At 56.0% G+C, this 25,597-nt stretch carries 26 protein-coding genes and 3 tRNA genes; 15 read left to right on the forward strand and 14 right to left on the reverse strand.

Annotated features, from left to right (window positions below; translation table 11 throughout):
• Positions 1-8 precede the first annotated feature (8 nt).
• On the reverse strand, positions 9-470 hold the full coding sequence (locus RS584_RS01975) for a YjiG family protein (RefSeq protein WP_015572448.1): 462 nt from the start codon (positions 468-470) through the stop codon (positions 9-11).
• The gene (locus tag RS584_RS01980) at positions 467-1,114 is read right to left on the reverse strand and encodes a nucleoside recognition domain-containing protein (protein WP_015572449.1); all 648 of its coding nucleotides are present in this window, start codon (positions 1,112-1,114) and stop codon (positions 467-469) included. Before RS584_RS01980 ends, RS584_RS01975 begins: the two co-directional genes overlap by 4 nt.
• Before the next feature lie 233 nt (positions 1,115-1,347).
• Between RS584_RS01980 and RS584_RS01985 the strand changes: the two genes are divergently transcribed.
• Positions 1,348-1,701: a DUF4156 domain-containing protein gene (locus tag RS584_RS01985; protein WP_003855938.1), complete on the forward strand. Its 354-nt coding sequence runs from the start codon at positions 1,348-1,350 to the stop codon at positions 1,699-1,701.
• 65 nt (positions 1,702-1,766) lie between these two features.
• Here RS584_RS01985 and epmB read toward each other — a convergent pair whose 3' ends face one another.
• Positions 1,767-2,795 (reverse strand): EF-P beta-lysylation protein EpmB, encoded by a 1,029-nt coding sequence (epmB, locus tag RS584_RS01990; protein ID WP_032652269.1) that lies wholly within the window; start codon positions 2,793-2,795, stop codon positions 1,767-1,769.
• A 40-nt stretch (positions 2,796-2,835) separates the two neighbouring features.
• Between epmB and efp the strand changes: the two genes are divergently transcribed.
• From efp to ecnB, 3 genes are all read left to right on the forward strand, one after another.
• The gene (gene efp, locus RS584_RS01995; RefSeq protein ID WP_003855940.1) at positions 2,836-3,402 is read left to right on the forward strand and encodes an elongation factor P; all 567 of its coding nucleotides are present in this window, start codon (positions 2,836-2,838) and stop codon (positions 3,400-3,402) included.
• A 57-nt stretch (positions 3,403-3,459) separates the two neighbouring features.
• Positions 3,460-3,591 (forward strand): entericidin A/B family lipoprotein, encoded by a 132-nt coding sequence (locus RS584_RS02000; protein WP_015572451.1) that lies wholly within the window; start codon positions 3,460-3,462, stop codon positions 3,589-3,591.
• A 108-nt stretch (positions 3,592-3,699) separates the two neighbouring features.
• Positions 3,700-3,846, forward strand: coding sequence for a lipoprotein toxin entericidin B (gene ecnB / locus RS584_RS02005; protein WP_003855942.1), 147 nt, complete (start codon positions 3,700-3,702; stop codon positions 3,844-3,846).
• Between the two features lie 37 nt (positions 3,847-3,883).
• Here ecnB and RS584_RS02010 read toward each other — a convergent pair whose 3' ends face one another.
• The gene (locus RS584_RS02010) at positions 3,884-4,483 is read right to left on the reverse strand and encodes a response regulator transcription factor (protein ID WP_315748854.1); all 600 of its coding nucleotides are present in this window, start codon (positions 4,481-4,483) and stop codon (positions 3,884-3,886) included.
• A 262-nt stretch (positions 4,484-4,745) separates the two neighbouring features.
• On the opposite strand from RS584_RS02010, the gene sugE reads away from it, so the two are divergent.
• Positions 4,746-5,063 (forward strand): quaternary ammonium compound efflux SMR transporter SugE, encoded by a 318-nt coding sequence (gene sugE, locus RS584_RS02015; protein ID WP_015572453.1) that lies wholly within the window; start codon positions 4,746-4,748, stop codon positions 5,061-5,063.
• On the opposite strand, the gene RS584_RS02020 is transcribed toward sugE, so the two are convergent.
• Complete coding sequence (locus RS584_RS02020) at positions 5,060-5,590, reverse strand: lipocalin family protein (RefSeq protein WP_315748855.1); 531 nt, start codon at positions 5,588-5,590, stop codon at positions 5,060-5,062. The genes sugE and RS584_RS02020 overlap by 4 nt on opposite strands.
• 158 nt (positions 5,591-5,748) lie before the next feature.
• A complete protein-coding gene (gene blaACT, locus RS584_RS02025) occupies positions 5,749-6,894 on the reverse strand; it encodes an ACT family cephalosporin-hydrolyzing class C beta-lactamase (RefSeq protein WP_315748856.1) in 1,146 nt (381 codons plus the stop codon).
• Between the two features lie 132 nt (positions 6,895-7,026).
• On the opposite strand from blaACT, the gene ampR reads away from it, so the two are divergent.
• Complete coding sequence (gene ampR, locus RS584_RS02030; protein ID WP_315748857.1) at positions 7,027-7,902, forward strand: LysR family transcriptional regulator AmpR; 876 nt, start codon at positions 7,027-7,029, stop codon at positions 7,900-7,902.
• A 29-nt stretch (positions 7,903-7,931) separates the two neighbouring features.
• Here ampR and frdD read toward each other — a convergent pair whose 3' ends face one another.
• The 4 genes from frdD to frdA are packed head-to-tail and all read right to left on the reverse strand — an operon-like array spanning position 7,932 to position 11,225.
• Positions 7,932-8,291 carry a fumarate reductase subunit FrdD gene (gene frdD / locus RS584_RS02035; protein WP_000609653.1) on the reverse strand — a complete coding sequence of 120 codons (360 nt, stop codon included), beginning with the start codon at positions 8,289-8,291 and terminating at the stop codon, positions 7,932-7,934.
• Between the two features lie 10 nt (positions 8,292-8,301).
• Complete coding sequence (frdC, locus tag RS584_RS02040) at positions 8,302-8,697, reverse strand: fumarate reductase subunit FrdC (protein WP_017383964.1); 396 nt, start codon at positions 8,695-8,697, stop codon at positions 8,302-8,304.
• Between the two features lie 10 nt (positions 8,698-8,707).
• Positions 8,708-9,442 (reverse strand): fumarate reductase iron-sulfur protein, encoded by a 735-nt coding sequence (frdB, locus tag RS584_RS02045; RefSeq protein ID WP_006810403.1) that lies wholly within the window; start codon positions 9,440-9,442, stop codon positions 8,708-8,710.
• Positions 9,435-11,225, reverse strand: coding sequence for a fumarate reductase (quinol) flavoprotein subunit (gene frdA / locus RS584_RS02050; RefSeq protein WP_110871181.1), 1,791 nt, complete (start codon positions 11,223-11,225; stop codon positions 9,435-9,437). Before frdA ends, frdB begins: the two co-directional genes overlap by 8 nt.
• Before the next feature lie 310 nt (positions 11,226-11,535).
• On the opposite strand from frdA, the gene epmA reads away from it, so the two are divergent.
• Together epmA and yjeM are read left to right on the forward strand one after the other, a co-directional pair.
• Positions 11,536-12,513 carry an elongation factor P--(R)-beta-lysine ligase gene (epmA, locus tag RS584_RS02055; protein WP_015572459.1) on the forward strand — a complete coding sequence of 326 codons (978 nt, stop codon included), beginning with the start codon at positions 11,536-11,538 and terminating at the stop codon, positions 12,511-12,513.
• 177 nt (positions 12,514-12,690) lie between these two features.
• Positions 12,691-14,190, forward strand: a complete 1,500-nt coding sequence (gene yjeM / locus RS584_RS02060; RefSeq protein ID WP_015572460.1) for a glutamate/gamma-aminobutyrate family transporter YjeM — start codon at positions 12,691-12,693, stop codon at positions 14,188-14,190.
• Positions 14,191-14,226: 36 nt separating this feature from the next.
• Here the strand turns inward: yjeM and mscM are convergent, their stop codons facing one another.
• From mscM to rsgA, 3 genes are all read right to left on the reverse strand, one after another.
• Complete coding sequence (gene mscM / locus RS584_RS02065; protein ID WP_017694680.1) at positions 14,227-17,550, reverse strand: miniconductance mechanosensitive channel MscM; 3,324 nt, start codon at positions 17,548-17,550, stop codon at positions 14,227-14,229.
• Positions 17,551-17,569: 19 nt separating this feature from the next.
• Positions 17,570-18,538 carry an archaetidylserine decarboxylase gene (gene asd, locus RS584_RS02070; RefSeq protein WP_203436066.1) on the reverse strand — a complete coding sequence of 323 codons (969 nt, stop codon included), beginning with the start codon at positions 18,536-18,538 and terminating at the stop codon, positions 17,570-17,572.
• Between the two features lie 96 nt (positions 18,539-18,634).
• On the reverse strand, positions 18,635-19,687 hold the full coding sequence (gene rsgA, locus RS584_RS02075; RefSeq protein ID WP_003855964.1) for a small ribosomal subunit biogenesis GTPase RsgA: 1,053 nt from the start codon (positions 19,685-19,687) through the stop codon (positions 18,635-18,637).
• Between the two features lie 107 nt (positions 19,688-19,794).
• Here rsgA and orn point away from each other — a divergent pair, with 107 nt between their 5' ends.
• From orn to RS584_RS02095, 4 genes are all read left to right on the forward strand, one after another.
• Positions 19,795-20,340, forward strand: a complete 546-nt coding sequence (orn, locus tag RS584_RS02080) for an oligoribonuclease (protein WP_015572462.1) — start codon at positions 19,795-19,797, stop codon at positions 20,338-20,340.
• 196 nt (positions 20,341-20,536) lie between these two features.
• Positions 20,537-20,612: transfer RNA gene (locus tag RS584_RS02085), tRNA-Gly, on the forward strand.
• Between the two features lie 45 nt (positions 20,613-20,657).
• Positions 20,658-20,733 (forward strand) — tRNA-Gly (locus RS584_RS02090).
• A gap of 45 nt (positions 20,734-20,778) precedes the next feature.
• Positions 20,779-20,854, forward strand: a tRNA-Gly gene (locus tag RS584_RS02095).
• A gap of 270 nt (positions 20,855-21,124) precedes the next feature.
• Here the strand turns inward: RS584_RS02095 and queG are convergent.
• On the reverse strand, positions 21,125-22,264 hold the full coding sequence (gene queG / locus RS584_RS02100) for a tRNA epoxyqueuosine(34) reductase QueG (RefSeq protein WP_015572463.1): 1,140 nt from the start codon (positions 22,262-22,264) through the stop codon (positions 21,125-21,127).
• Between queG and nnr the strand changes: the two genes are divergently transcribed.
• Genes nnr through amiB form a run of 3 tightly spaced genes read left to right on the forward strand, consistent with a single transcriptional unit; the run spans position 22,263 to position 25,597 of the window.
• Positions 22,263-23,786, forward strand: coding sequence for a bifunctional ADP-dependent NAD(P)H-hydrate dehydratase/NAD(P)H-hydrate epimerase (gene nnr, locus RS584_RS02105; RefSeq protein WP_045350213.1), 1,524 nt, complete (start codon positions 22,263-22,265; stop codon positions 23,784-23,786). The genes queG and nnr overlap by 2 nt on opposite strands.
• On the forward strand, positions 23,779-24,240 hold the full coding sequence (tsaE, locus tag RS584_RS02110) for a tRNA (adenosine(37)-N6)-threonylcarbamoyltransferase complex ATPase subunit type 1 TsaE (RefSeq protein ID WP_003855970.1): 462 nt from the start codon (positions 23,779-23,781) through the stop codon (positions 24,238-24,240). The genes nnr and tsaE overlap by 8 nt, the downstream gene beginning before the upstream one ends.
• A gap of 16 nt (positions 24,241-24,256) precedes the next feature.
• On the forward strand, positions 24,257-25,597 hold the full coding sequence (gene amiB / locus RS584_RS02115) for an N-acetylmuramoyl-L-alanine amidase AmiB (RefSeq protein ID WP_023295800.1): 1,341 nt from the start codon (positions 24,257-24,259) through the stop codon (positions 25,595-25,597).

Consider the following 25,597-nt stretch of genomic DNA (forward strand, 5'->3'; position numbering starts at 1 on the left):
TTATCTCCTCAGAAGAGTAGCTGCATCACCCACATTGAGAGCAGGGCGTTAATGACGCAGATAGTGATGATGTGCGGATAATACTTCGGGTTGACGCCTGCGGTGCCAAGGCAACGGCCCGTGTTTTGCACCGGATTACCCATCAGATAGATGGCGGGCAGCAGGATGGTGGCATCGTGACCGTTGAGCGTGCCGGCAGCGACCAGACTGGCGCAGACCCCCACACCGCCGCCCATGCTCATTACCGAGGCCAGAAGAACCGTTGCCGCCGCACCCGGAAGCCCCCACAGGGCCATGATGGGCTCGCATACCCTGCCGACAATATCCAGCAGGCCGGTTACCTTGAGCGCCTGAATGATGACAAACGCCATGACCACGTTCGGCAGCAGGCTGGTGGTGGCGATGGTAAAGCCGCGGCGGGCGCCATCGATAAACAGGTCCATGATATTTTTACGCGGCTGGGCGATCATCTTTCCTCCTGAACGCGGCGAACTTCCATGTGGGCGATCCACAGTCGCAGGAAGTTCGCGCCAACAAATTTGAACACCAGAATGACGGCAAGCGGCGTGATCACCGGGACGGTAATAAAGGTAAAGAGTGCGGCACCGGAAGAAAAATAGTTGGTAATAATGGCGCTACCGCTGGTCTGGAAGGTGGCGAAAATGGCGCGTTCATGGTCAGTAATCGCCCCTTCGTCAGTCAACTCTTTGGTCATCCCTGCGGCTGCATCGGTATTTTGCAGGTTGGCGATAAGCGCCAGAGAGCAGATGCCCGGCACGCCGAGCAGCGGGCGCAGAATGGGCGTCATGAGCTGTTGTGCGGCGCGCAGCCCGCCCAGCCCCTCGGTAACGGCAATGATCCCGAGCGATAAAATGACCGAGGGCGCCAGTTCAAGGGCAAATAAAAAACCGTCTTTCGCTCCTGTGCCGCCCTCACCGCGAAACGTCAGCGCGCCGTTCACCGGTCCAAAGCTGCCGTTCAGGACGGTAAAATCCAGCACGCGCCACCATTCGGTACTTTTGGCGAAAAAACCTGAGAAAAATACGATGGTGAGCACGAACGCCAGATAGCCCACCCAGGTTACTTTTTCCTCTCCTGAGGATGATGCACTCATGAAACCCCCTTTTTTGAGTCGCGTACAAAAGTTGTACGTCGCATCACTAAAAACGATCGGGGGCTAAAACACGATATCCCAAAGGTTATTATCAGAATTCATTTAAGATGTCGGAGGAGTGCGAGCGGAATCTGGCTCGCAGAAATGCTCAGCATTTTTCTTTTGGTCATCTTTTTAGTATAAGGTTTACACGCGGACAACTACTGTCCAGCTTATTGAAAACGAGGAATAACATGCGCATAAAAGTCTGTGCAGGGATTGTAGGTGCAGCATTGCTGCTGGCGGGTTGTAGCACCAGCAATGAGCTGACGGCAGCGGGTCAGAGCGTTCGCTTTGTGGAAGATAAGCCGGGCAGCGAATGCCAGCTGTTAGGCACCGCCACTGGCGAGCAAAGCAACTGGATGTCGGGGCAGCACGGCGAAGAGGGCGGCTCTATGCGCGGTGCGGCCAATGCCCTGCGTAATCAGGCTGCGGCAATGGGCGGCAACGTCATTTACGGGGTGAGCAGCCCGACGCAGGGGATGCTGTCCAGCTTTGTGCCAACCGCCAGCCAGATGAACGGCCAGGTCTATAAGTGCCCGAACTGATATAACTTTTTGATGGCGCTGCCGCTTTATCTCCAGGGCAGGTAAGCGTAGCGCCACCTGCCTTTTTACTGCTGCCGCAGCTGCAAATCCAGCGGCGTCTTACTCGGCTCTCCGCCAATCTCACGTGCCAGCTTCGGCACCATATAACCCGAAACCAGCGTTAACAGCTCGCGCATAATCTTCCGGGCCTCTTCATCCGTCACCATGAAGTGCGCCGCGCCCTGGACGCGATCCAGAACATGCAGGTAATAGGGCATTACGCCCGCATCAAATAAGGCATTGCTGAGATCGGCCAGCACGCGGGCGCTGTCGTTCACGCCGCGCAGTAATACGCTCTGGTTGAGCAGCGTCACGCCTGCCTTTCGCATACGCGCCATCGCCGCACGAAAGTCCGCGTCAATTTCATTCGCGTGGTTGATATGGTTCACCAGCAGCACCTGCAAACGGGACTGATCCAGGCGCGTGACCAGGGCGTCGGTGATACGCGCCGGGATGACGATCGGTAAACGGCTGTGAATGCGCAGACGCTTAATGTGCGGGATGGTCTCAAGCTGAGTCAGCAGCCAGTCCAGCTCATGATCTTTTGCCATCAGCGGGTCGCCGCCGGAAAAGATGATTTCATCCAGCTCCGGGTGCGCCGCGATGTAGTCCAGTGCCACCTGCCAGTTGCGTTTATTGCCCTGATTTTCGGCGTACGGGAAGTGGCGACGGAAGCAATAGCGGCAATTTACCGCGCAACCACCCTTAACCAGCAGCAGGGCGCGATTACGGTATTTATGCAGCAAACCCGGTACGACACTGTTTTGCTCTTCCAGCGGATCGGTGCTGTATCCGGGGGCGGTAATAAACTCATCCTGAGAGGTAAGCGTTTGTTTTAATAATGGATCATCAGGGTTACCCTTTTCCATTCGGGCAACAAACGCGCGGGGAACGCGCAGGGCGAAAAGGCGCTTCGCCTCACGACCTGCACGCAACGCTTCGTGCTGTTCGAGGTCTAAAAGACGCAGCAATTCATCAGGACTGGTGATTACATCGGCAAGTTGCGATAACCAATCTTCTCTGGACGGGGTGTTTAGGGTTACAATATGCGCCATTTTGTGGCTTAGCTACCAGTTAACAAATTTAGAGGGCCTTATGGCAACGTACTATAGCAACGATTTTCGTGCTGGTCTTAAAATCATGATGGACGGCGAACCGTACGCGGTTGAAGCCAGCGAATTCGTTAAACCAGGTAAAGGCCAGGCATTCGCACGCGTTAAGCTGCGCCGCCTGCTGACCGGTACCCGTGTTGAGAAAACCTTCAAATCTACTGACTCCGCTGAAGGCGCTGATGTTGTCGATATGAACCTGACTTACCTGTACAACGACGGTGAGTTCTGGCACTTCATGAACAACGAAACCTTCGAGCAGCTGTCTGCGGACGCGAAAGCGATTGGCGACAACGCCAAGTGGCTGCTGGATCAGGCTGAGTGCATCGTTACCCTGTGGAACGGTCAGCCTATCGCGGTTACGCCTCCGAACTTCGTTGAGCTGGAAATCGTTGAAACCGATCCAGGTCTGAAAGGTGATACCGCAGGTACTGGCGGCAAGCCTGCCACCCTGTCTACCGGCGCGGTGGTTAAAGTGCCACTGTTCGTACAGATTGGTGAAGTGATCAAAGTGGATACCCGCTCCGGCGAATACGTATCCCGCGTGAAGTAATTTACGTCATGATTAAAGGCGCAGCGCCCGCTGCGCCTGATTTTGCAGGCAGGGAAGATGAAACGTACCGTTAAAATTCTGCTTCTGTTAGCGTTCTCCAGCGCAATTCTCTCCGGTTGTAACACCGCGCGTGGCGTGGGCGAAGATATTCAGGATCTCGGCCATATCATTTCCCATGCGGCCAGCTAATTCCGTCTAATTTTCCTAAAAATTCTTCCTTTTCCGTCAAACGACAAGATCTTGTCTATTCTTAAGTTGCTATACACAAAATAACTTTGGCTATAAAAGGAAGATATTATGGTTAAGAAAACAATTGCAGCGATCTTTTCTGTTCTGGTGCTTTCTTCGGTACTGACTGCATGTAACACCACCCGTGGCGTAGGGGAAGATATCTCCGACGGTGGTAACGCGATTTCTGGCGCAGCAACTAAAGCTCAGAACTAATGAAAGCGACGGTACGGCAGCTAACTTCACCGTACCGTCAATTCTCCACTTCCTGTAGCGATAAAAACGGGGAGTAACGCGTATCCATATGAAGCTTCATGCGGATATTGCGTTTGTACGTATACACCGTTTTTCCGTTAATGCGCAGATTGCTGGCAATTTTCTGGTTGCTCGCACCATCCATCCACAGGGTCAGTACTCTCTCTTCCTGACGCGTCAGTAACGGTGCCGCCATTTCCGGAAGCTCCGCGCTTGCGCATGTCGTTAGCGCGTCGTTTATCACCGCCGCCAGCCCTTCCAGATCGGTATTTTTGGAGAGTGAAGCCCATATCGGGAACTGCGCCAGATAATCTGTCATCTCCTGCTCCTGCCCCGATTGCAGCATAATAAAAGGCAATGTTTCGCTGGCAATAAGCAGGGAAGATAGCTGCTGAAAATGGTGTAAATCCTGCCGGAAGCCCGATAAATCAGCGATGACCAGCGCAGGTTTCCATTGCAGGATATGCTCTCTGGCGAGGAAAAGATTATTTACCCCGGTTACGACGAAATGACCCGAAAACAGGTCTGAATGATTGAGCCAGGCTTCAAATCCCGTGCGGGTGAAGTGACAACGGTCAATCAAAAGAATTTTGAACATATAATTTTCGCAGTCGGCTAGTGGTTTGGCTTCCTGCCATCAGAAAGCCTATCATCATAGAGAAGTCGGATGAGTCATAAATGCCTGAACTCCGTGCCTTACTGAGGCTATTTCTTGCCTTAACGTGTTCAGCAGAAAAAGTTTGAAAAAAAATTCCATGCTAACCAAAATATAAGGCGCAACCTCAGCCTTGCGGGACGACCCGTAAGCGCTTCATTCATCGGGGACGGCCCCAACTTGTCGTTAAGTTAAGGAGCCTGATATGTCCTGGATCGTTCTTGTTATTGCCGGTTTGCTCGAAGTGGTATGGGCAATTGGCCTGAAATATACCCACGGTTTTACCCGCCTGACGCCCAGCGTCATCACTATCGCCGCAATGATTGTCAGTATCGTCATGCTGTCATGGGCGATGCGAACCTTGCCAGTCGGAACGGCTTACGCTGTCTGGACTGGAATTGGCGCGGTAGGGGCTGCCATTACCGGCATTCTGCTGCTGGGGGAGTCTGCGAGTCTGGCGCGTATCGCCAGCCTCGCGTTAATCGTCGCGGGTATCATCGGGTTAAAACTCAGTACGCACTAATGCAGCTGTTTTACCCAGATTAATTTCGTCACGTCAAACCCTTGCCGGGTCGCTATGTCCAGCATCTGCTGTTTCATTTCCGTCGAGATCGTTGGCGTGCGGGAGAGGAGCCACAGATAGTTGCGATCCGGCCCACACACCAGCGCATGGCGGTACTCTCTGTCCAGCGCAATGACGTTATACCCGCCGTAGAATGGGCCGATGAAAGAGATTTTCATGGCCGCGCGGTTAGACGCGCCGGTGAAATAGGCCTGACCAACTGACTGCTGCCACATCTGGCGATCCGGGTTATAGCCGCGGTTAATGACCCGGATCCCGCCGTCATCCATCGCGCTGTAGCTGACCGTGACTTTTTCTAAGCCCCGTTCGAACTGATGGTCCATTCGGGCGATTTCATACCAGGTGCCGAGGAAGCGCTGTGCGTCGAAATTACTGACTACCATAACGCCAGGCGGAGGAGTAGGGGAACTGCAAGCAACCACTAAAAACGCGGCTGTTACTGCGGCAATAACAGGCAGAATGCGCATAGGAGTTTCCTTACTGTTTTTTGTTAAGTGTAGATGACAGCAAGGAAAATGCGGGAGATTGTGCAGGGTGTTTTGCCGGGTGGCGGCTTCGCCTTACCCGGCCTACAAAGTTCACGCGTTGTATAGGCCGGGTAAGCGCAGCGCCACCCGGCAATGTTTTACTGTAGCGCCTCGAGGATATGGTATGCCGCCTCAACGCGTGCCGGGTTCGGATAGCTTGTATTCGCGAGCATCACAATACCGATCTGCTTTTCAGGAATAAAGGCCACGTAGCTGCCAAACCCGCCAGTAGAGCCCGTTTTATGGACCCAGGACGCTTTGACCGGGGGAGCCGGTGGATTCACTTCTGCCACGGGCAACGGCGCCAGCGCTACCTTACTGTCGCTGCCCTCGACCACCGTGTTGGCCTCCACGGGCCAGTTGAGCATCTCCCAGCCCAGACCCTGATACATTGACCCGATACGCCAGTAGCGCGACTGCGCCAGCGCGATGCCCTGCTTAAGTGAGGCATCAGCAACGTTCTCCGGCGCCATGTTTGCCATGACCCAGTTCGCCATATCCTGCACGTTGGTTTTCACGCCATAGGCTTGTGCATCCAGCATACCCGGCGAAACGCGCACCGCTTTACCGTCACGATAGCCCCAGGCGTAATGCGCCTCTTCCGCTTTCGGCACGTTAATCCAGGTATGGTCCAGCTTGAGCGGCTTAAGGACCCGCGTCGTCATGGCCTGCTCATAGGGCATGCCAGAAGGTTTGACCGCCAGCGCACCAAAAAGACCGATGCTGGCGTTGGTGTAAAGACGCGTTGTGCCAGGCTTCCATTGCGGCTGCCAGTTTTGATAAAAGCGCAGCAGGGAGGCGTTATCCGTGACCTCATCCGGTACCTGTAGCGGCAGGCCGCCAGCGGTGTAGGTGGCGAGATCCAGCATACGAATACCCTGCCACTGCTTGCCCGTCAGCTGTGGCCAGTATCTGGTCACCGGATCGTCCAGCGAAATTTCACCGCGAGCAATGGCATCCCCACCTAAAACGCCGGTGAAGGTTTTACTTATAGAACCCAGCTCGAACAGGGTCTGAGGCGTAACGGGTTTATTCGCCGCGATATCGGCCTTGCCAAACGTGTAATAGTGCGGTTTTCCCTGATAAATAACGGCCACCGCCATGCCTGGAACAGACTGGGCTTTCATCAGCGGGGTAACCGTATTCGCGACCACCTCCGCCAGCTGTTTTTCTGACACTGGCGTGGCGAGAGCAGAGCAAGAGATGCCGAGCAGCAGGGCGCAGCAAAGGGATTTTTTCATCATCAGTAATCTTCCGTAATAGCGAGTCAAGGGGATGTCCGGGCCCGTCAGACAGGCGTAGTCTGTTGGATTTGACTGTGCCTGACAAACGGTTAAATTTAGCATTAGCTGTTAATTTTTCTAACGGAAGCGACCATGACGCGAAGCTATCTACCCCTCAATTCGCTTCGGGCTTTTGAGGCCGCCGCAAGACATCTCAGCTTTACGCATGCGGCCATTGAACTGAACGTGACGCATTCGGCTATTAGCCAGCATGTGAAAACGCTGGAGCAGCACCTGAACTGTCAGCTGTTCGTTCGCGTGTCGCGCGGGCTGATGTTGACTACCGAGGGCGAAAATTTACTGCCGGTGCTGAATGATTCGTTCGATCGTATAGCCGGAATGCTGGATCGCTTCGCTAACCATCGTGCGCAGGAGAAGCTGAAAATCGGCGTGGTGGGTACGTTTGCCACCGGGGTCTTATTCTCGCAGCTGGAGGATTTTCGCCGTGGCTATCCACACATCGATCTTCAGCTTTCCACCCATAACAACCGCGTTGATCCGGCTGCCGAAGGGCTTGACTATACGATCCGCTACGGTGGCGGGGCGTGGCACGGCACCGAGGCTGAATTTCTTTGTCATGCGCCGCTCGCGCCGCTGTGTACGCCTGATATCGCCGCCAGTCTGCACAGTCCGGCCGACATCCTCAGGTTTACGCTGCTGCGCTCCTACCGACGCGACGAGTGGACCGCGTGGATGCAGGCGGCCGGCGAGCATCCCCCTTCGCCAACGCACCGCGTGATGGTATTTGATTCGTCCGTGACCATGCTGGAGGCCGCTCAGGCAGGGGTGGGCATTGCTATTGCGCCTGTCGATATGTTTACCCATCTGTTAGCCAGCGAGCGCATTGTGCAGCCCTTTGCGACGCAGATTGAGCTCGGCAGCTACTGGCTGACCCGATTGCAGTCCCGGGCAGAAACGCCAGCCATGCGCGAATTTTCCCGGTGGCTGGTGGAGCAGATGAAAAAGTAAAAAGCCCGCCGGATGGCGGGCCTGTTCAGTCAGATGGTGACCACGGCAATCAACGTGACGACCGTCAGAATGGTCGCCAGACCGTAGAAGACCCATTTACCGCTTGGCACATGGATTTTCAGATCGTGCATCGCATGGTGGATACGGTGCAGACCACACCACAGCGGCAGGACGATCATCAGGAAGATGAACACGCGGCCAATAAAGCTGCTCGCAAAGGCCAGTACGCGCTCATAGCTCAGCGCATCGCCCGGGAACAGCCCCAGCGGCAGCATGATCCCGACCAGCAGGATAATGACCGGGGCAATAATGGCGCTCCACATGCCGCCTGCGCCAAACAGCCCCCAGAAGACCGGCTCGTCTGAACGTTTTGGATTTGGATTGATCACAGTAGTCTCCTTACCAGAACAGTGCGACAAACAGAATGACCACAGAGACAACTGCCGTCACTGCCCAGAGCCCTTTAATGACCGGCTCTGGCCCCATTTTTTCGCCTTTTACAATGATGTTCGCTGCTTTTGGCGCCAGTTCAAACCAGGTTTTGGTATGAAGCAGCGCGGCGGCGAGCACAATCAGGTTCAGCACTACGATGATTGGGTTTTGCAGGAAGCCCACAAAACTGGCCCAGGCTTCCGGGCCGTGCTTGAGGGCATAAACCCCGTACAGCAGTTCGAGGCTGAACCAGACCGCGGGAACAGCCGTGCCTTCACGCAGCATATAGAAGCGATAAAACGGCAGTTTTTTCCACCAGGTGGACGGCATTGGTCGCACGTAGGCTTTGCGTTTAGTCGTCATCTTGCACTCCTTAGCGTGGTTTCAGGGTAGCGATAAGAAAGTCTTTCGAGCTTTCCACCTTACCCTGCTGAATGGCGGCAGCCGGGTCGACATGCTTCGGACAGACTTCGGAGCAGTAACCGACAAACGTGCAGGTCCAGACCCCGTTCTGGCTGTTCAGCTGGGCCATACGTTCTTTTTTGCCGTGGTCGCGGCTGTCTTCGTTATAGCGGTGCGCCAGGGTAATGGCGGCCGGGCCGATAAACTCAGGGTTCAGGCCAAACTGCGGACAGGCGGCGTAGCACAGGCCGCAGTTGATGCAGCCGGAGAACTGATGGTATTTCGCCATCTGCGCGGGCGTTTGGGTGTTTGGCCCCTGATCCGGCGTGCGCGGGTTGCCGATGATGTACGGCTTAATCGCTTCGAGGCTTTCGATAAAGTGGGTCATGTCGACCACCAGATCGCGCTCAATCGGGAAGTTGCCCAGCGCTTCAACCTTGATACCTTTGGTGTAATCACGCAGGAAGGTTTTACACGCCAGCTTTGGCACCTTGTTGACCATCATGCCGCAGGAGCCGCAAATTGCCATGCGGCAGGACCAGCGGTAACTCAGGTCTGGGGCCAGGTTATCTTTGATATAGCCGAGCGCATCCAGCAGGGAGGTTTGCTCGTCGTAAGGGACTTCATAGAAAGCGCTGTGCGGCGCGGCGTCCACTTCCGGATTGTAGCGCACCACTTCAATTTTCAGTTTTTGCATCTCAGCCATTCGCCTTCTCCTTCTTATCGGCGGCTTCTGCTTCTGCACCGTACACGCGTTTCGCCGGTGGCAGCGTGGTGATTTTCACGTCGCTGTAGTCCAGTCGCGTAGTGCCATCCGCATCGCGCCAGGCGAGAGTGTGTTTAAGGAAATTGACGTCGTCACGTTCGGTGCAACCCTCATCCAGGCGCTGGTGCGCGCCGCGGGACTCTTTACGCGCCAGGGCGGAATGGGCCATACATTCTGCGACGTTCAGGCCGTGGCCCAGTTCAATGGTATAAAGCAGATCGGTATTGAAGACGCTGGAGGTGTCGGTGACACGCACGCGCTTGAAGCGTTCCTGGAGTTCCGCCAGCTTGTCGACGGTTTTCTGCATCAGCTCTGGCGTACGGTAGATCCCGCAGCCTTCTTCCATCGACAGCCCCATTTCGTCGCGGATCTTCGACCAGTTTTCGTTACCTTCCTGGTTCACCAGGTCTTTCAGGCGTTTTTCGACGTCTGCAACCTGCGCATCCAGCGCCGCGCTGTTAGCTTCACCTGCCGTTGCGGCACGCTCCATCGCACGTTCGCCCGCCATGCGACCAAAGACCACCAGCTCAGCCAGCGAGTTCGAGCCCAGACGGTTTGCGCCGTGCAGACCGACGGAGGAACACTCGCCCACCGCAAACAGCCCTTTGATGCGGGTTTCGCACTGCTGGTCGGTTTCGATACCGCCCATGGTGTAGTGCGCGGTTGGACGCACCGGGATCGGCTCTTTCACCGGATCGACGCCCACATAGGCTTTCGCCAGCTCGCAGATAAACGGCAGACGCTCCAGCAGTTTCTTCTCGCCGAGATGACGCAGGTCGAGATGCACCACGTCGCCGCGCGGCGTTGAGATGGTGTTGCCTTTGCGCCACTCGTGCCAGAAAGCCTGAGAAACTTTGTCGCGTGGGCCGAGTTCCATGTATTTGTTTTTCGGCTCGCCAAGCGGGGTTTCCGGACCCATGCCGTAATCCTGCAAATAGCGATAGCCGTTTTTGTTGACCAGAATACCGCCTTCACCGCGGCAGCCTTCCGTCATCAGTATGCCGGAGCCCGGCAGGCCGGTTGGGTGATACTGGACGAACTCCATATCACGCAGCGGGACGCCGTGGCTGAGCGCCATGCCCATACCGTCACCGGTGACGATGCCGCCGTTGGTGTTGTATCGGTATACGCGACCCGCACCGCCCGTTGCCATCACCACCGCCTTAGCGCGGATCTGGACAAGCGTGCCTTCCATCATGTTCATCGCCACCAGTCCGCGCGCATGACCGTCGTCGACCAGAATGTCGAGAACGAAATGTTCGTCAAAGCGCTGGATTTGTGGGAACTGGAGGGAGGTCTGGAACAGGGTGTGCAGCATGTGGAAGCCGGTCTTATCGGCGGCAAACCAGGTGCGTTCGATCTTCATGCCACCGAAGCGGCGGACGTTGACGCTCCCGTCCGGACGGCGGCTCCACGGGCATCCCCACTGTTCCAGCTGGGTCATTTCCGTTGGGCAATGGTGCACGAAGTAATCAACGACATCCTGTTCGCAAAGCCAGTCGCCCCCTGCAACCGTGTCGTGGAAATGGTATTCGAAGCTGTCATGATCCTGCGCGACGGCGGCGGATCCTCCTTCTGCGGCTACCGTGTGGCTGCGCATCGGATAGACTTTTGAAATCAATGCGATTTTAGCGTTCGGATTGGCTTGTGCCGCAGCAATTGCAGCGCGTAATCCAGCCCCGCCAGCGCCTATTACGGCAAGATCGGCTTGAAAAGTTTGCACGACATTCCTCCAGATTTTTGTTTTCCCGCAACGGGATGAACTAAAGGACGTTCACCTGCCCGAACGGGCGATTGCGGAAGCGATTCCACTGCTCCTTTATGGGTAAAACAGTATAACCGCGTAGAAGTGAGGGAAATTTGACGTGTTCGATTTTTTTGCTGTTCTGTGCGGTGATTTATCATCGTGATTAATGAATGGCGTCACAGTATTTCTCTGTGCAATGAAAAAGGACTTTTACTGTGCAAAATTTGTCTCTGCCCCGGCTTACGAGTAGACTTCGTGCCCTTGTCTGAAAACGGAGAAATAACTCATGAGCGAAACGGCCACCTGGCAGCCGAGCGCATCCATTCCAAACCTGCTAAAGCGCGCAGCAATTATGGCGGAGATCCGCCGTTTCTTTGCCGACCGCGGCGTCCTGGAGGTGGAAACGCCGTGCATGAGTCAGGCGACGGTCACGGATATTCATCTGGTCCCGTTTGAAACCCGTTTTGTTGGCCCAGGCCACTCTCAGGGCATGAATCTGTATCTGATGACCAGCCCGGAATACCATATGAAGCGTCTGCTGGCGGCCGGGTGTGGTCCGGTCTATCAGCTGTGCCGTAGCTTCCGTAATGAAGAGATGGGCCGACACCATAATCCGGAATTCACCATGCTGGAGTGGTACCGCCCGCACTACGACATGTATCGTCTGATGAACGAAGTTGACGATCTGCTGCAACAGGTGCTGGATTGCGCGGAAGCTGAAACGCTCTCCTATCAGCAGGCCTTCCAGCGCCATCTGGAAATCGATCCACTGTCGGCTGATAAAACACAGCTGCGTGAAGTGGCGGCAAAACTGGATCTGAGCAACGTGGCGGATAATGAAGAGGATCGCGACACGCTGCTGCAACTGCTGTTCACCTTTGGTGTTGAACCGCAGATTGGCAAAGATCGTCCGACGTTTGTCTATCACTTCCCGGCCAGCCAGGCCTCACTGGCGCAGATCAGCACCGAAGATCACCGCGTGGCGGAGCGTTTTGAGGTGTATTTCAAAGGCATCGAGCTGGCGAACGGTTTCCACGAGCTGACCGACGCGCGCGAACAGCAGCAGCGTTTCGAGCAGGATAACCGCAAGCGCAACGCGCGCGGTCTGCCGCAGCAGCCGATTGATACTCATCTGCTGGAAGCGCTTAAAGCCGGTCTGCCGGACTGCTCCGGCGTGGCGCTGGGTGTGGATCGCCTGGTCATGCTGGCGCTGGGTGCCGAGCACCTGGGCGATGTGATTGCCTTTACGGTCGATCGCGCCTGAAAAAATGCCGGGTGGCGCTGCGCTTACCCGGCCTACTCGGTCATTTAACTCTGCCACATTAAAAACTGCTCATTTCTCTCTATACGGGTCTTTTTCTTAATTTGACTCGGATAGCCACATTGTTTGTCTGGTCATCTGCTACCATCCGCGCAGTTTAATTCCGTTTCGGATGGTTATATGTCTCACTCACTCAAAAAAATGACCCTTACTGGGCTCATTCTGATGATTTTTACGTCAGTCTTTGGCTTTGCCAATAGCCCGTCCGCGTTTTATCTGATGGGCTACAGCGCGACGCCGTTTTATATCGTTTCCGCTCTGTTCTTCTTTATCCCGTTTGCGCTGATGATGGCGGAGATGGGCTCGGCGTACAGGAAAGAAGAAGGCGGCATCTATTCGTGGATGAACAACAGCGTCGGCCCCCGTTACGCGTTTATCGGTACGTTCATGTGGTTTTCATCCTACGTCGTCTGGATGGTCAGCACGGCGGCCAAGGTTTGGGTGCCGTTCTCAACGTTTCTCTTCGGTGCGGATAAAACGCAAGTCTGGTCTCTGGCGGGGCTGAGCTCCACGCAGGTGGTCGGTATTCTGGCAGTGTGCTGGATGGTGGTGGTCACCCTGGTGGCCTCGAAAGGCATCAACAAAATTGCCCGTATCACTGCCGTTGGCGGCATTTCCGTGATGTGCCTGAACCTGGTGCTGCTGCTGGTCAGCATCGCTATTCTGTGCCTGAACGGCGGGCATTTCGCACAGGAAGTCAACTTCGTTTCATCGCCTAATCCGGGTTACCAGTCCGGGCTGGCCATGCTCTCCTTCGTGGTGTTTGCCATCTTTGCTTACGGTGGAATTGAAGCCGTGGGCGGGCTGGTCGACAAAACCGAAAATCCGGAAAAGAACTTCGCCAAAGGTATTATCTTTGCCGCCATCGTCATTTCCATTGGCTACTCACTGGCGATTTTCCTCTGGGGCGTCAGCACCAACTGGCAGCAGATGTTAAGTAATAACACCACCAACCTCGGCAACATTACCTACGTGCTGATGAAAAGCCTGGGGGTGACGCTGGGCAACGCCATGGATCTCGCGCCGGAAACGTCGGCCACCCTGGGGATCTGGTTTGCGCGGATTACCGGTTTGTCGATGTTCCTCGCCTATACTGGCGCATTCTTCACGCTGATCTACTCGCCGCTGAAAGCGATTATTCAGGGGACGCCAAAGGCGCTGTGGCCCGCACGTATGACGCAGCTGAACGCTGCCGGTATGCCTGCCAACGCGATGTGGATGCAGTGCCTGCTGGTGTGCGTGTTCATTCTGCTGGTGTCCTTCGGCGGTGATACCGCGTCGGCGTTCTATAACAAGCTGACCCTGATGGCGAACGTATCGATGACGCTTCCGTATCTGTTCCTGACCCTGGCGTTCCCGTTCTTTAAGGCGAAGCGGGATCTGGAGCGGCCGTTTGTGATCTTCAAAACCCGCGCGGCGACGCTGCTGGCGACCACTGTTGTGGTGCTGGTCGTCGCGTTCGCCAACATCTTTACCGTCATTCAGCCCGTGGTTGAGGCAAATGACTGGAACAGCACGCTGTGGATGGTTGGCGGACCGATCTTCTTCTCGCTGCTGGCAATGGGGATTTATGAGCATTACCGTCGTCGCTCGACGGCCTGTGTAGCAGAAGTGGCGTAAAGGATTGACCCCCTCCCGACGGGGAGGGGGAAAGGATTACAAACTTCCCGCCGGGCGCGTACGCGCCGCTGACGTCAACGTTCTTCCCGTCTTACGTCCGTCCAGCGTTTCCAGACGCATCTGGAACGGCGGGAACGGCATATCAATTCCGTGCTCGCGGAAGCCAGCCAGGATCAGCTGGTGGATCTCATGGCGCAGCGGCATACGGTGTCCCATCTCGGCGGCGTAGATACGCAGCTCGAAAATCTGGATCCCCTGCTGCAAATCAACCAGGAATACTTCCGGCGGCGGGTTGTCGATTACCAGCGAACAGCGTTCAGCAGCCGTATAGAGGATCTGCGTCACCTCTTCGCTGTTGGCATCCGACGGAGCGGGTACGGTCAGCACCACACGCGTGACGGAGTCGGACAGCGACCAGTTGATAAACTGCTCGGTAATAAACGCCTTGTTCGGGACGATGATCTCTTTACGGTCCCAGTCGCTGATGGTGGTGGCGCGGGTGTTGATCCTGGTGACGCTGCCGGTGAGATCGCGGATGGTCACCGTATCGCCAATTCGAATCGGCTTTTCAAACAGAATGATCAGACCAGAAACGAAGTTGGCAAAAATCTCCTGTAAACCAAAGCCCAGGCCTACGGTCAGGGCGGCAACCAGCCATTGCAGTTTCGACCATTCGATACCAATCATCGAGAAGCCAACCAGCCCACCAAACAGCATGATTAAATACTTGGTGATGGTGGTGATCGCATAGCCTGTGCCGGGGGTTAAATCCAGATGCTGCAACAGCGCCAGCTCCAGCAGGGCAGGGAAGTTACGGATCAGCTGCGTGGTGATGATCAGCACCAGAATCGCAATCAGCACGGCCCCTAAGGTGATGGGCTCTAAGCTTTCGACTCCCTGCACCGTGGACGTCACATCCCATAAAGAGATGTTCTCCAGGAAGCCAAACGCGGAGTGGATTTCCGACCACAGGAAGATCACCGACAGCAGGGCAACCAGCATCAGAATTGAGCGTACCAGCCGCAGGGACTGGGTACTGATCGCATCCAGATCCAGTTCGACGTCATCGGCGTCTGTGGTCCCTTCGGTGCTGTTGACGTGGTTCGGCTCTTCCTCACCCCGCGCGCGCTGGGCCAGAATTTCTGCGCGACGGTGTTTGGCACGGTCAAACGCCAGACGACGACGCTGGATCAGCATGCCGCGGCGAATAACATGGTAGACCACCAGCAGCAGGAACCAGATAGCCACCGACGTTTCCAGTCGGGCGAGCAGCGCCTGCGCCGTGGCGAGATAACCGACCGCTGCCGCCAGCATCGCCGCCAGCGGCGCGCTGAGCAGCAGGTTCCACAGCAGACGGTTAAACATGTTATCACCGCTGCCGGTCTTGTCGAGATAGAGCGGGATCCCGGCGCGTTTCAGGCTGAGCGTCACTACCGCTAACGCCCCGCAGATCAGCATAAAGCACAGCCGTCCCAGCGAGCCGGAGAACTCCCGGTCATTGAGATTATCGAACATGATCAACGCCATAATCAGCGGCACAATCAGCCCGATACTCATCAGGTAGTAACGCATCGCCCGCGCAACGCGATTACGCGGCCAGCCAAAGTGAGCGATGAACAGACCATTTGGCCGCGCAAACGTGGCGCAAATCATCACCACCCACAGCAGCGGAACGGTGGCGGTCACGCCATCGCCAATCGCGACGGCAAGCGGGTAGGGCCAGGCTTCACGCAGGCCGTATCCGAGCGTCATCCACAGCACCGGCAGCGGAGACGCGACCAGAATTGACCAGAACACAGTACGCAACGTCAGCCAGAAGTGATCCTGGGTTACTTTTCCCACTCGGGCGCTGGAGCGCTCAAGGAAACGGGTGAAGTGACGACGGGAATAAATACTGAAGCCCACCAGAATCAGCGCCCCCAGCAGCGGGAAGATGGTCTCCTTGCTGGTTATCATCATTACGCTGGCGAGGCCCAGCTGGCTGAAGGTGTCCAGCGAAATGAGGCGGCGCAGATCCTGCACAATCTCAATCGGCCAGGCGAAGGTCATCGGCCGCACGTCGGACGTCCAGAAAAGGTAGCGGTGCGTGGCTTCGTTGACCTCTTTCAGCGCATCCTCCAGCTGGCTATTCGAGACTTTCAGCTTGGTCAGCTCAAGGATCAGCGTATCGCCTCCCTGCAACAGGGAATTGAGCAGTTCGCGTTGGGTGCGCAGCTGCGCTTCCAGAATACGACTTTGCTCGCCGGTGAGCGGCTGTCCGTCAGCCTGACGGATCTGGCGGATTTGCGGCTGCTTGTTGAGGAGATCTTCATAATGAAGACGCTGAACGCGCAACTGCGCCATCTCCGTATCAAGCTGCTGCGGTTTTGGCATCTCTGGCAGACGAGCCACCTGCGCGCGTAACGCTTCGCCCAACAGGTTAGACGAGCCAAGCCACTGGGACTGTTCACGCAGCGTGTTGAGCGCCTGACGAACCTGGAGGGTTTGATTGGTGGCCTGACGCTGCTGCGAGGCCACCAAATCCATGCGCTGCGCCTGCTGATTCAGCGCGGCAGAAAGCTCGCGGTTAACCTTAAACTGGGCGACGATGCTGTCGGGCAGGTTAGCACTGTTTTCGGCCAGTAACTCGGTGCTTTCCAGCGCACGTTCAGCTTCACGCTGACGCTGGCTGTTGAGTTGATTTCTCAGCGCCTGGAGATATGCATCCAGCTGCTGGCTCTGCTTCTGCGCCAGCTCGGAACGCATCCGGGACAGTTCCTGGCGGTTGTTAGCGGAAAGCTGCGCCAGCTCCAGTTCATCAACCAGCGCTTTTAGTCTGGCGGATTCCGCCTGTAACCCAAGATTTTGCGCCTGATTCTGCGGTGTGCTGCCTGTCTGCGTCCCGATGCGGCGTTCCACCTCATTTAACTGACGGCGGGCATCGGTTTGCTGCTGTGGAAGCTGACTGAGGGAATCGGCAATTTCACGCGCCCGTTCCTGCTCCTGCTGCGCCAGACGGCTTTTTTCCAGCAGCTGGCTGCTGACTTGCAGGATCTCCTGATTCAGCGCCTCGGACGTCATCCCCGCGGGGACCTGGCGTGGTTCATCGCGCAGGTTGTTTAGCTGCGAGCGCAGGGTCTGAGAGAGTTTGGGGAAGTTGTCGATAACCTGCTGATACTGCTGCGCGCGCTCAAGGGAACCCTTTCGTTCCTCAAGCGCGTTCAGTGCAGACTGGAGTGACTCAACGGTCTCCGGCTGAGCGGGTTTCGCCGCTTTTGCCTGCTCCAGCTCCTGGGTTATCTGTTTGGCGTCGGGGGCCGTCGCTGCGTACGCCCCCATGCTGAGGCACCAGGCCATCAGTAATACGATAATCGGGCGCACGTCAGCGATCCTTCTGTTGTTAGCCTTCGTCTTTTTTGTCGTCAACCAGCGGGCTGGCGTCGTGCTCGGCTTTGATCTCTTCTTCCGGCAACGGGGCAGGCGCAACCTCTGGCGTCACAAAGTCCTCCGTCGATACTGCCAGAGGCTGGCCGAGTTTGGTCACGGACAGGCTTTCCAGCTCGTCGACCAGGTTAACTTTGCCCGGTGCGAACAGGTTGATGACCGTTGAGCCCAGCTTGAAGCGGCCCATTTCCTGACCTTTCAGCAGGGCCACAGAACCTTCTTCTTCGCCGGCAGGCCAGGTCCAGCGCTTGATCACGCCTTCGCGCGGCGGCGTAATGGTGCCCGCCCAGACGGTTTCGATGCTGCCTACAATGGTAGCACCCACCAGAATCTGCGCCATTGGGCCAAACTCAGTATCAAACAGGCAGATGACGCGCTCGTTACGGGCAAACAGGTTAGGAACGTTTTGCGCCGTCAGGTGGTTTACAGAGAACAGATCCCCCGGCACGTAGATCATCTCGCGCAGAATACCATTACACGGCATATGCACGCGGTGGTAGTCGCGCGGGGAGAGATAGGTGGTCGCGAAAGTCCCGTTGCGGAACAGATCGGCCATTATGTAGTTACCGGCCAGCAGCGCTTCCAGGCTGTAGTTATGGCCTTTCGCCTGCAAAATCTTGTCGTCTTCAATTTTACCCAGCTGGCTGATCACGCCGTCCGCTGGCATCACCAGCACGTTCGGGTCGGTATTCAGCGGGCGCACTTCGTCGCGCAGCGGACGCACAAAAAATTCGTTGAAGGTGCGGTAGCTTGCCGTATCCGGCTTCTGCGCTTCTTTCATGTCGACCTTGTAGTATTTCACGAACAGGTCGATGACCAGTTTAGTCAGCCAGCCCGCTCGTTTGCTCGCGCCCCAGCCCGCCAGGCGAGTGAGCCACAGTTTCGGCAGAATGTATTGAAGCGAAAGTTTAAATGAGTTTAACAAGGTAGCCTCCAGGCCATTGTTTTGTCGTTCCTGATCCGGCATTACGCTGCCGGAACCTGAAAAAGGGGACGATTTTAGCGACGCTTAGCTTAGTTGTCAGTTATCAGAATCAGAAAAGTTTTTACGCGTTTTTACCTGGTCCATGCTTTCGAGAATACGGTGGTAATTTTCGAAACGGGTTTCCGCAATTTCTCCGTTCTCTACCGCTTCGCGGATGGCGCAGCCCGGATCGTTGTCATGTTTACAGTCGCGGTATTTGCAAGCGCCTAAATAGTCATGGAATTCGACAAATCCGTTAAAGATTTGTTCCGGCTCGAGGTGCCAGAGACCAAATTCACGCACGCCTGGGGAGTCAATCACATCGCCGCCGTGCGGGAAGTGATAGAGACGTGAGGCGGTGGTGGTGTGCTGGCCCAGGCCCGAGACGTCAGACACATCGTTGGTCAGGATCTCCTGCTGAAGGCCGAGCAGGTTGTTAAGCAGGCTCGATTTACCTACGCCGGACTGCCCCGCAAAGATGCTGATGCGGTCGGTCAGCGCATCTTCTAACGGCTTCAGGCCATCTTTGGTGCGGCTGGAAACCATCAACACGCGATAGCCAATGTTGCGGTAAATATCCATCTGCTCATTTACAAAGGCCATGGCCTCGTCATCCAGCAGATCGATTTTATTCAGCACGATGAGCGGCTCAACCTGTAGCGTTTCGCAGGCCACCAGATAACGGTCAATAATATTGAGCGAAAGCTCAGGCAAAATCGCTGAAACGATCACTATCTGGTTGATGTTGGCGGCAATAGGCTTCACGCCGTCGTAGAAATCCGGACGGGTCAGAACCGACGTGCGTTCATGCACGGCTTCAACGATGCCTTTAACCGTTACCCCTTCCGCCGCCTCTTTGCCTGGACGCCAGACCACGCGGTCACCGGTCACCAGGGAACGGATGGTGCGACGGATATTGCAACGGTGGATATCCCCGTCGGCGGATTCGACATCGGCGTGCATGCCGAAGCGGCTAATCACAACGCCTTCTGTCGCTTCGCCAAACAGGTTATCGTCGTAATCGGGCTTCTCCGTAGTGGTTTTAAGACGGCGCTGGTGATTTGCATTCACGCGGCGCTGCTGCCCTTTGGAGAGTTTATTTTTACTCAATCGCGCTGGCTCCTGGTCGCCCGTAGCGGGCAAAACCTCTATGATACACTCTAATTAATACTAGTTAACCTGCTACTGCCGGTTATGCGAGAAGGGTGGAAAATAACATGAGCGCGGACGAAAACAACCTGATTTGGATCGATCTGGAGATGACCGGCCTGGATCCCGAGCGCGATCGCATTATTGAGATCGCCACACTGGTCACCGATGCCAATCTCAATATTCTGGCGGAAGGCCCAACGATTGCCGTTCACCAGTCCGATGACCAGCTTGCGCTGATGGATGAGTGGAACGTGCGTACCCATACCGGCAGCGGACTGGTGGAACGCGTGAAGGCCAGCTCCCTGGGCGACCGCGAAGCGGAGCTGGCGACGCTTGAATTTCTGAAGCAGTGGGTGCCAGCAGGAAAATCGCCTATCTGTGGCAACAGCATTGGTCAGGATCGTCGTTTCCTGTTTAAGTACATGCCGGAGCTGGAGTCCTACTTCCACTACCGCTATCTGGATGTGAGCACCCTGAAAGAGCTGGCCCGCCGATGGAAACCGGAAATTCTCGACGGCTTCACAAAGCAGGGGACGCACCAGGCGATGGACGACATCCGTGAGTCTGTTGCGGAGCTGGCGTACTATCGCGAAAACTTTATTAAGCTCTGATTTTGCGATCCGGCGCCTTGCGTGGCCGGGTTTTTGTCGCTAAATTGTTCAGCTTGCCGATTAAATAAGCACTTGAACTGAATTTCAAAAAAATCGCTTTGAGGGGGGTTGCAGCTAAACGGATTTCTCGTATAATGCGCCTCCCGTAACGACAGAGAATTACACGTTACGACAGCAACAAAAGCAGTACAGATTTGCGGGAATAGCTCAGTTGGTAGAGCACGACCTTGCCAAGGTCGGGGTCGCGAGTTCGAGTCTCGTTTCCCGCTCCAAAATTTGAAAAGTATCGCAAGATACGCCAGCACCAGAACACCCAAGCGGGAATAGCTCAGTTGGTAGAGCACGACCTTGCCAAGGTCGGGGTCGCGAGTTCGAGTCTCGTTTCCCGCTCCAAAATTTGAAAGTATCGCAAGATACGCATAGCACCAGAACACCCAAGCGGGAATAGCTCAGTTGGTAGAGCACGACCTTGCCAAGGTCGGGGTCGCGAGTTCGAGTCTCGTTTCCCGCTCCAAATTCTTCTTCATCTCCAGATTATCCACAGCGAAGTGCTTCGTTGGGGACGTTTTCTATTATGTCTGAAATACTCTTGTGAACAGAGTTATCCACAGAAACCGTGTTAAAACCAGTCTGTACGAAATGTTAGCAGGGTGAATAATATCTTCGTAATGCACTGTAATTTATGAAGAAAATTTGATTTCAAAATGTTATTGAGATCACTTGACCTGTTTGCCAGAGCTGATGGCGCCTGAATTCTTATTTTTATTCACAGCCTGTGAATATATCACACATCCCGCGGCAGCCCTTTTTCAATCACCCTGACCAGGCGCTGTTTCTTCGGTAACTGCACTTCAACCACGCCGGCATTTCGCTTCTCAATTTGCTGCGCAATCGCCCATTCTATGTGCTCATCAAGAAGTGGGTGCTCACCTCTGCGGCTTTCGAGCGCCTGAAGATTTGCTTCATCCCACGGGGCATTCCCCAGCGCAACGGCCACATTACGCAGCCAGCGCAGGTGGCCGATACGACGTATGGCGGAACCCTCCGTCACCTTCAGGAACCAGGCTTCGCTCCAGGCGAACAGTTCGATCAACTGCGGGGCATGTAACGCCTTGCGCGGACTGAAGTCTTCTTCGTCCGTCAACTGTGAATAACGGTTCCACGGACAAATCAGCTGACAGTCATCACAGCCGTAGATGCGGTTGCCGATAAGCGGACGAAATTCCTCTGGAATGGCGCCTTCCAGCTCGATAGTGAGATAAGAGATACAGCGGCGCGCATCAACGGTATACGGTTCGACAATAGCGCCCGTTGGGCAGATGGTCATACAGGCCACACAGCGACCACAGCCTTCTTCCACCGGACCGTCTACCGGCAGGGGTAAATCAATCAGCAGTTCACCCAGGAAAAAGAATGAGCCCGCGTCGCGGCTTAAGATAAGTGAGTGCTTACCTGTCCAGCCGAGCCCGGCTTTTTCGGCGATCGGGCGCTCAAGAATAGGCGCAGAATCGACAAAGGGTCTAAAATTCAGCGAAACACAGTGCTGCTGAATGGTTTCCCCGAGCTTTTTTAGACGGTTGCGCAGAAGTTTATGGTAGTCACGTCCCAGAGCGTATCGGCTGACGTAACCCAGCGAAGGATTTTTTAGCGTGCGCGCAAAGGCCGCGTTAGCAGGCAGATAGTTCATGCGTACGCTAATAACGCGCAGCGTACCCGGCAACAGCTCGTGGGGGCGGGCACGCATCATACCGTGACGCGCCATCCACTCCATTTCGCCGTGGTATTGTTTATCCAGCCATGCCTGGAGCTTAGGCTCGCTGGCAGAGAGGTCGGTGTCAGTAATACCGACCTTCTGGAAGCCCAGTTCAGCACCCCACTGTTTTATTTTTTGCGCTAATTCATTGAGATCGAGGGGCTGTGACATGACGGACCATACTGTGAAGAAAAACCCCGCAAGTATACCACATTCCATCTGGCATGCGGATGACCTCCGTCGGGCCGAGAAAGAGGCCGCAGATAGCCTGGGCATTACCCTTTACGAACTGATGCAGCGCGCGGGCGAGGCGGCGTTTAACGTGGCGCGTACGGCTTATCCGGAGGCTTCGCACTATCTGATCCTATGCGGACACGGCAATAACGGTGGCGATGGTTATGTGGTGGCTCGTCTTGCGGTGGCGGCGGGGCTGCGCGTCACCCTGCTGGCGCTGGAGAGCGACAAGCCGTTACCGGAAGAAGCGGGCATGGCGAGAGAGGCCTGGCTGAATGCGGGGGGCATTATTCATGCGCCTGATATCGTCTGGCCCGAGGATGTCGACGTGATTGTTGACGGTCTGCTGGGGACGGGACTGATGCGCGCGCCTCGCGATGACGTCGCCGCGCTGATTACGCGCGCTAATGCGCACCCCGCCCCGGTGGTAGCGCTGGATATTCCCTCCGGCCTGATGGCGCAAACCGGCGTGACGCCGGGCGTGTCGATTGAGGCGGCGCGCACCGTGACCTTTATCGCCCTGAAGCCGGGTTTACTGACCGGTAAAGCGCGGGATGTCGTGGGCACGTTACACCACAACGCCCTGGGGCTGGAAAACTGGCTGGCCGGACAGGATACCCACATCACCCGCTTTGATGCCTCCCTGCTTGCACAGTGGCTGCCGCCGCGCCGTCCCACGTCCCATAAGGGCGACCATGGCCGACTGCTGATTATCGGCGGCGATCGCGGCACGGCAGGTGCGATTCGTATGACCGGAGAGGCCGCGTTGCGCAGCGGCGCCGGATTAATACGCGTGCTGACCCGTAGCGAAAACATCCCGCCCATTATTACCGCGCGGCCGGAGCTGATGGTCCACGAGCTTACCCCGCAGGCGATTGAAGAGGGTCTTGAGTGGGCGGACGTGGTGGTCATTGGTCCGGGCCTGGGTCAGCAGGAGTGGGGTAAACAGGCCCTGCAAAAGGCCGAGAATTTTCGTAAACCGATGCTCTGGGATGCCGACGCACTTAACCTTCTGGCAATAAACCCGGATAAGCGTCACAATCGCATTCTGACGCCGCACCCCGGCGAAGCCGCACGGCTGCTTAACTGTAGCGTGGCAGAAATTGAAAGCGATCGCTTACTTTCAGCCCAACGTCTGGTAAAACGTTACGGAGGTGTTGCCGTTTTGAAAGGGGCGGGGACCGTTATCGCCAGCGATGGTGCGATGGGCATCGTTGATGCCGGTAATGCAGGCATGGCGAGCGGCGGCATGGGCGATGTGCTCTCTGGCATCATTGGCGCATTGCTCGGACAGAAACTTCCCCTTTATGATGCAGCCTGTGCCGGCTGCGTGGCCCACGGTGCGGCGGCTGACAGGCTGGCTGCTTGTTACGGAACGCGCGGTATGCTGGCCACCGATCTTTTTTGCACGCTGCGGCGTGTTGTTAACCCGGATGTGATTGACGTAGAAAATGACTAATCGAGCGATTCCTTTACCTGATGAACAAGCCACTTTAGATCTCGGCAAGCGCGTGGCGCAGGCCTGTCAGGGGGCGACCGTCATTTATCTGTATGGTGATTTAGGCGCGGGTAAAACAACCTTCAGCCGTGGCTTTTTGCAGGCGTTAGGCCATAACGGGAACGTAAAAAGCCCGACCTACACGCTGGTAGAACCGTACACGCTTGAAAATATCATGGTGTACCACTTTGATTTATATCGTCTTGCGGATCCTGAGGAGCTGGAATTTATGGGGATCCGCGATTACTTTGCCAACGACGCCATCTGCCTGGTGGAGTGGCCGCAACAAGGTGCGGGTGTGCTGCCTGACCCGGATGTCGAAATTCACTTAGATTACCAGGCACAAGGGCGTGAGGCGCGCATCAGTGCGGTTTCCTCATCAGGCTGTTCCTTACTGGCGCGTTTAGCCGGTTGAGCGTAGGGATAACGGGATGATTAATCGCGTTAAAGGTTGGGTGCTGGCTGCCACGGTCCTGCTGTGCGCGCAGGCCGGGGCGGCCAGCCTCTCGGATATTCAGGTGTCGAATGGCGATAGCCAGGCCCGTATTACGTTCAGCTTTATGGGCGATCCTGAATATGCTTTCTCACAAATCGACAGCCGCAGCGTGGCGCTCGATATTAAACAGACCGGGGTGATCCAGGGGCTGCCGCTCCAGTTCAGCGGCAACAATCTGGTGAAAAGCATCCGTTCGGGGACGCCGAAGGATGCGCAGTCTCTGCGTCTGGTGGTCGATCTCACCGAAAAGGGCAAAACGAAGGCGGTTAAGCAGCAAAACGGCGCCAATTATACGGTGGTCTTTACCATTAATGCTGATGTTCCGCCGCCGCCACCGCCTGCACCTGTTGTAGCAAAACGCGTGGAGGCACCGGTTTATACCCCAAGGCCGTCTGAGCCAGCCCGTAATCCGTTTAAATCACAAAATGACCGACTTACCGCCGTGACCAGCAGCAACACGGTGACGCGTCCGGCGGTCAGCGCGCGGCGTACGCCGGTCAGTGGCGACAAAGTGATTATCGCCATCGACGCCGGACACGGCGGGCAAGATCCTGGCGCGATTGGCCCGGGCGGCACGCGGGAGAAAAACGTCACTATCGCCATTGCCCGTAAGCTGCGTGCGCTTCTGAATGACGATCCGATGTTTAAAGGGGTCATGACCCGCGACGGAGATTACTTTATTTCAGTGATGGGACGCTCGGATGTGGCGCGTAAGCAAAACGCCAACTTCCTGGTGTCGATTCACGCGGATGCTGCGCCGAACCGTAACGCCACCGGCGCGTCGGTATGGGTGCTGTCGAACCGTCGCGCCAACAGTGAAATGGCGAACTGGCTTGAAGAGCACGAGAAGCAGTCTGAACTGTTAGGCGGGGCAGGCGATGTGCTGGCAAACAGCCAGGCCGATCCGTATCTCAGCCAGGCGGTGTTGGATTTACAGTTCGGTCATTCTCAGCGCGTCGGGTATGATGTCGCCACTAACGTACTGAGCCAGCTGCAAAGCATTGGATCGCTGCATAAGCGTCGCCCTGAGCATGCAAGCCTCGGTGTCCTGCGTTCGCCGGATATTCCGTCGATTCTGGTAGAGACGGGCTTTATCAGTAACAACGGCGAAGAGCGCCTGTTGGGCAGCGACAGCTATCAGCAGCAAATTGCCGAAGCGATTTATAACGGTCTGCGTAAATACTTTGACGCGCATCCGCTTCAGTCTGCGCCGCAGGGCGGGGCCGCCCAGACGGCAAGCGCCGCGCTGCCGGGTGAGATGACCGCGACTAATTAA

Source organism: Enterobacter sp. DTU_2021_1002640_1_SI_PRY_ASU_LCPMC_013 (genome assembly GCF_032389435.1).
Classification (GTDB): Bacteria; Pseudomonadota; Gammaproteobacteria; order Enterobacterales; family Enterobacteriaceae; genus Enterobacter; species Enterobacter hormaechei_C.

Bases quoted from the DNA above. Each gene is read 5' to 3' on its own strand.
- RS584_RS01975 (WP_015572448.1), bottom strand. From the start codon at position 470: ATGATCGCCCAGCCGCGTAAAAATATCATGGACCTGTTTATCGATGGC.
- RS584_RS01980 (WP_015572449.1), bottom strand. From the start codon at position 1,114: ATGAGTGCATCATCCTCAGGAGAGGAAAAAGTAACCTGGGTGGGCTAT.
- RS584_RS01985 (WP_003855938.1), top strand. From the start codon at position 1,348: ATGCGCATAAAAGTCTGTGCAGGGATTGTAGGTGCAGCATTGCTGCTG.
- epmB (WP_032652269.1), bottom strand. From the start codon at position 2,795: ATGGCGCATATTGTAACCCTAAACACCCCGTCCAGAGAAGATTGGTTA.
- efp (WP_003855940.1), top strand. From the start codon at position 2,836: ATGGCAACGTACTATAGCAACGATTTTCGTGCTGGTCTTAAAATCATG.
- RS584_RS02000 (WP_015572451.1), top strand. From the start codon at position 3,460: ATGAAACGTACCGTTAAAATTCTGCTTCTGTTAGCGTTCTCCAGCGCA.
- ecnB (WP_003855942.1), top strand. From the start codon at position 3,700: ATGGTTAAGAAAACAATTGCAGCGATCTTTTCTGTTCTGGTGCTTTCT.
- RS584_RS02010 (WP_315748854.1), bottom strand. From the start codon at position 4,483: ATGTTCAAAATTCTTTTGATTGACCGTTGTCACTTCACCCGCACGGGA.
- sugE (WP_015572453.1), top strand. From the start codon at position 4,746: ATGTCCTGGATCGTTCTTGTTATTGCCGGTTTGCTCGAAGTGGTATGG.
- RS584_RS02020 (WP_315748855.1), bottom strand. From the start codon at position 5,590: ATGCGCATTCTGCCTGTTATTGCCGCAGTAACAGCCGCGTTTTTAGTG.
- blaACT (WP_315748856.1), bottom strand. From the start codon at position 6,894: ATGATGAAAAAATCCCTTTGCTGCGCCCTGCTGCTCGGCATCTCTTGC.
- ampR (WP_315748857.1), top strand. From the start codon at position 7,027: ATGACGCGAAGCTATCTACCCCTCAATTCGCTTCGGGCTTTTGAGGCC.
- frdC (WP_017383964.1), bottom strand. From the start codon at position 8,697: ATGACGACTAAACGCAAAGCCTACGTGCGACCAATGCCGTCCACCTGG.
- frdB (WP_006810403.1), bottom strand. From the start codon at position 9,442: ATGGCTGAGATGCAAAAACTGAAAATTGAAGTGGTGCGCTACAATCCG.
- epmA (WP_015572459.1), top strand. From the start codon at position 11,536: ATGAGCGAAACGGCCACCTGGCAGCCGAGCGCATCCATTCCAAACCTG.
- yjeM (WP_015572460.1), top strand. From the start codon at position 12,691: ATGTCTCACTCACTCAAAAAAATGACCCTTACTGGGCTCATTCTGATG.
- orn (WP_015572462.1), top strand. From the start codon at position 19,795: ATGAGCGCGGACGAAAACAACCTGATTTGGATCGATCTGGAGATGACC.
- nnr (WP_045350213.1), top strand. From the start codon at position 22,263: ATGACGGACCATACTGTGAAGAAAAACCCCGCAAGTATACCACATTCC.
- queG (WP_015572463.1), bottom strand. From the start codon at position 22,264: ATGTCACAGCCCCTCGATCTCAATGAATTAGCGCAAAAAATAAAACAG.
- tsaE (WP_003855970.1), top strand. From the start codon at position 23,779: ATGACTAATCGAGCGATTCCTTTACCTGATGAACAAGCCACTTTAGAT.
- amiB (WP_023295800.1), top strand. From the start codon at position 24,257: ATGATTAATCGCGTTAAAGGTTGGGTGCTGGCTGCCACGGTCCTGCTG.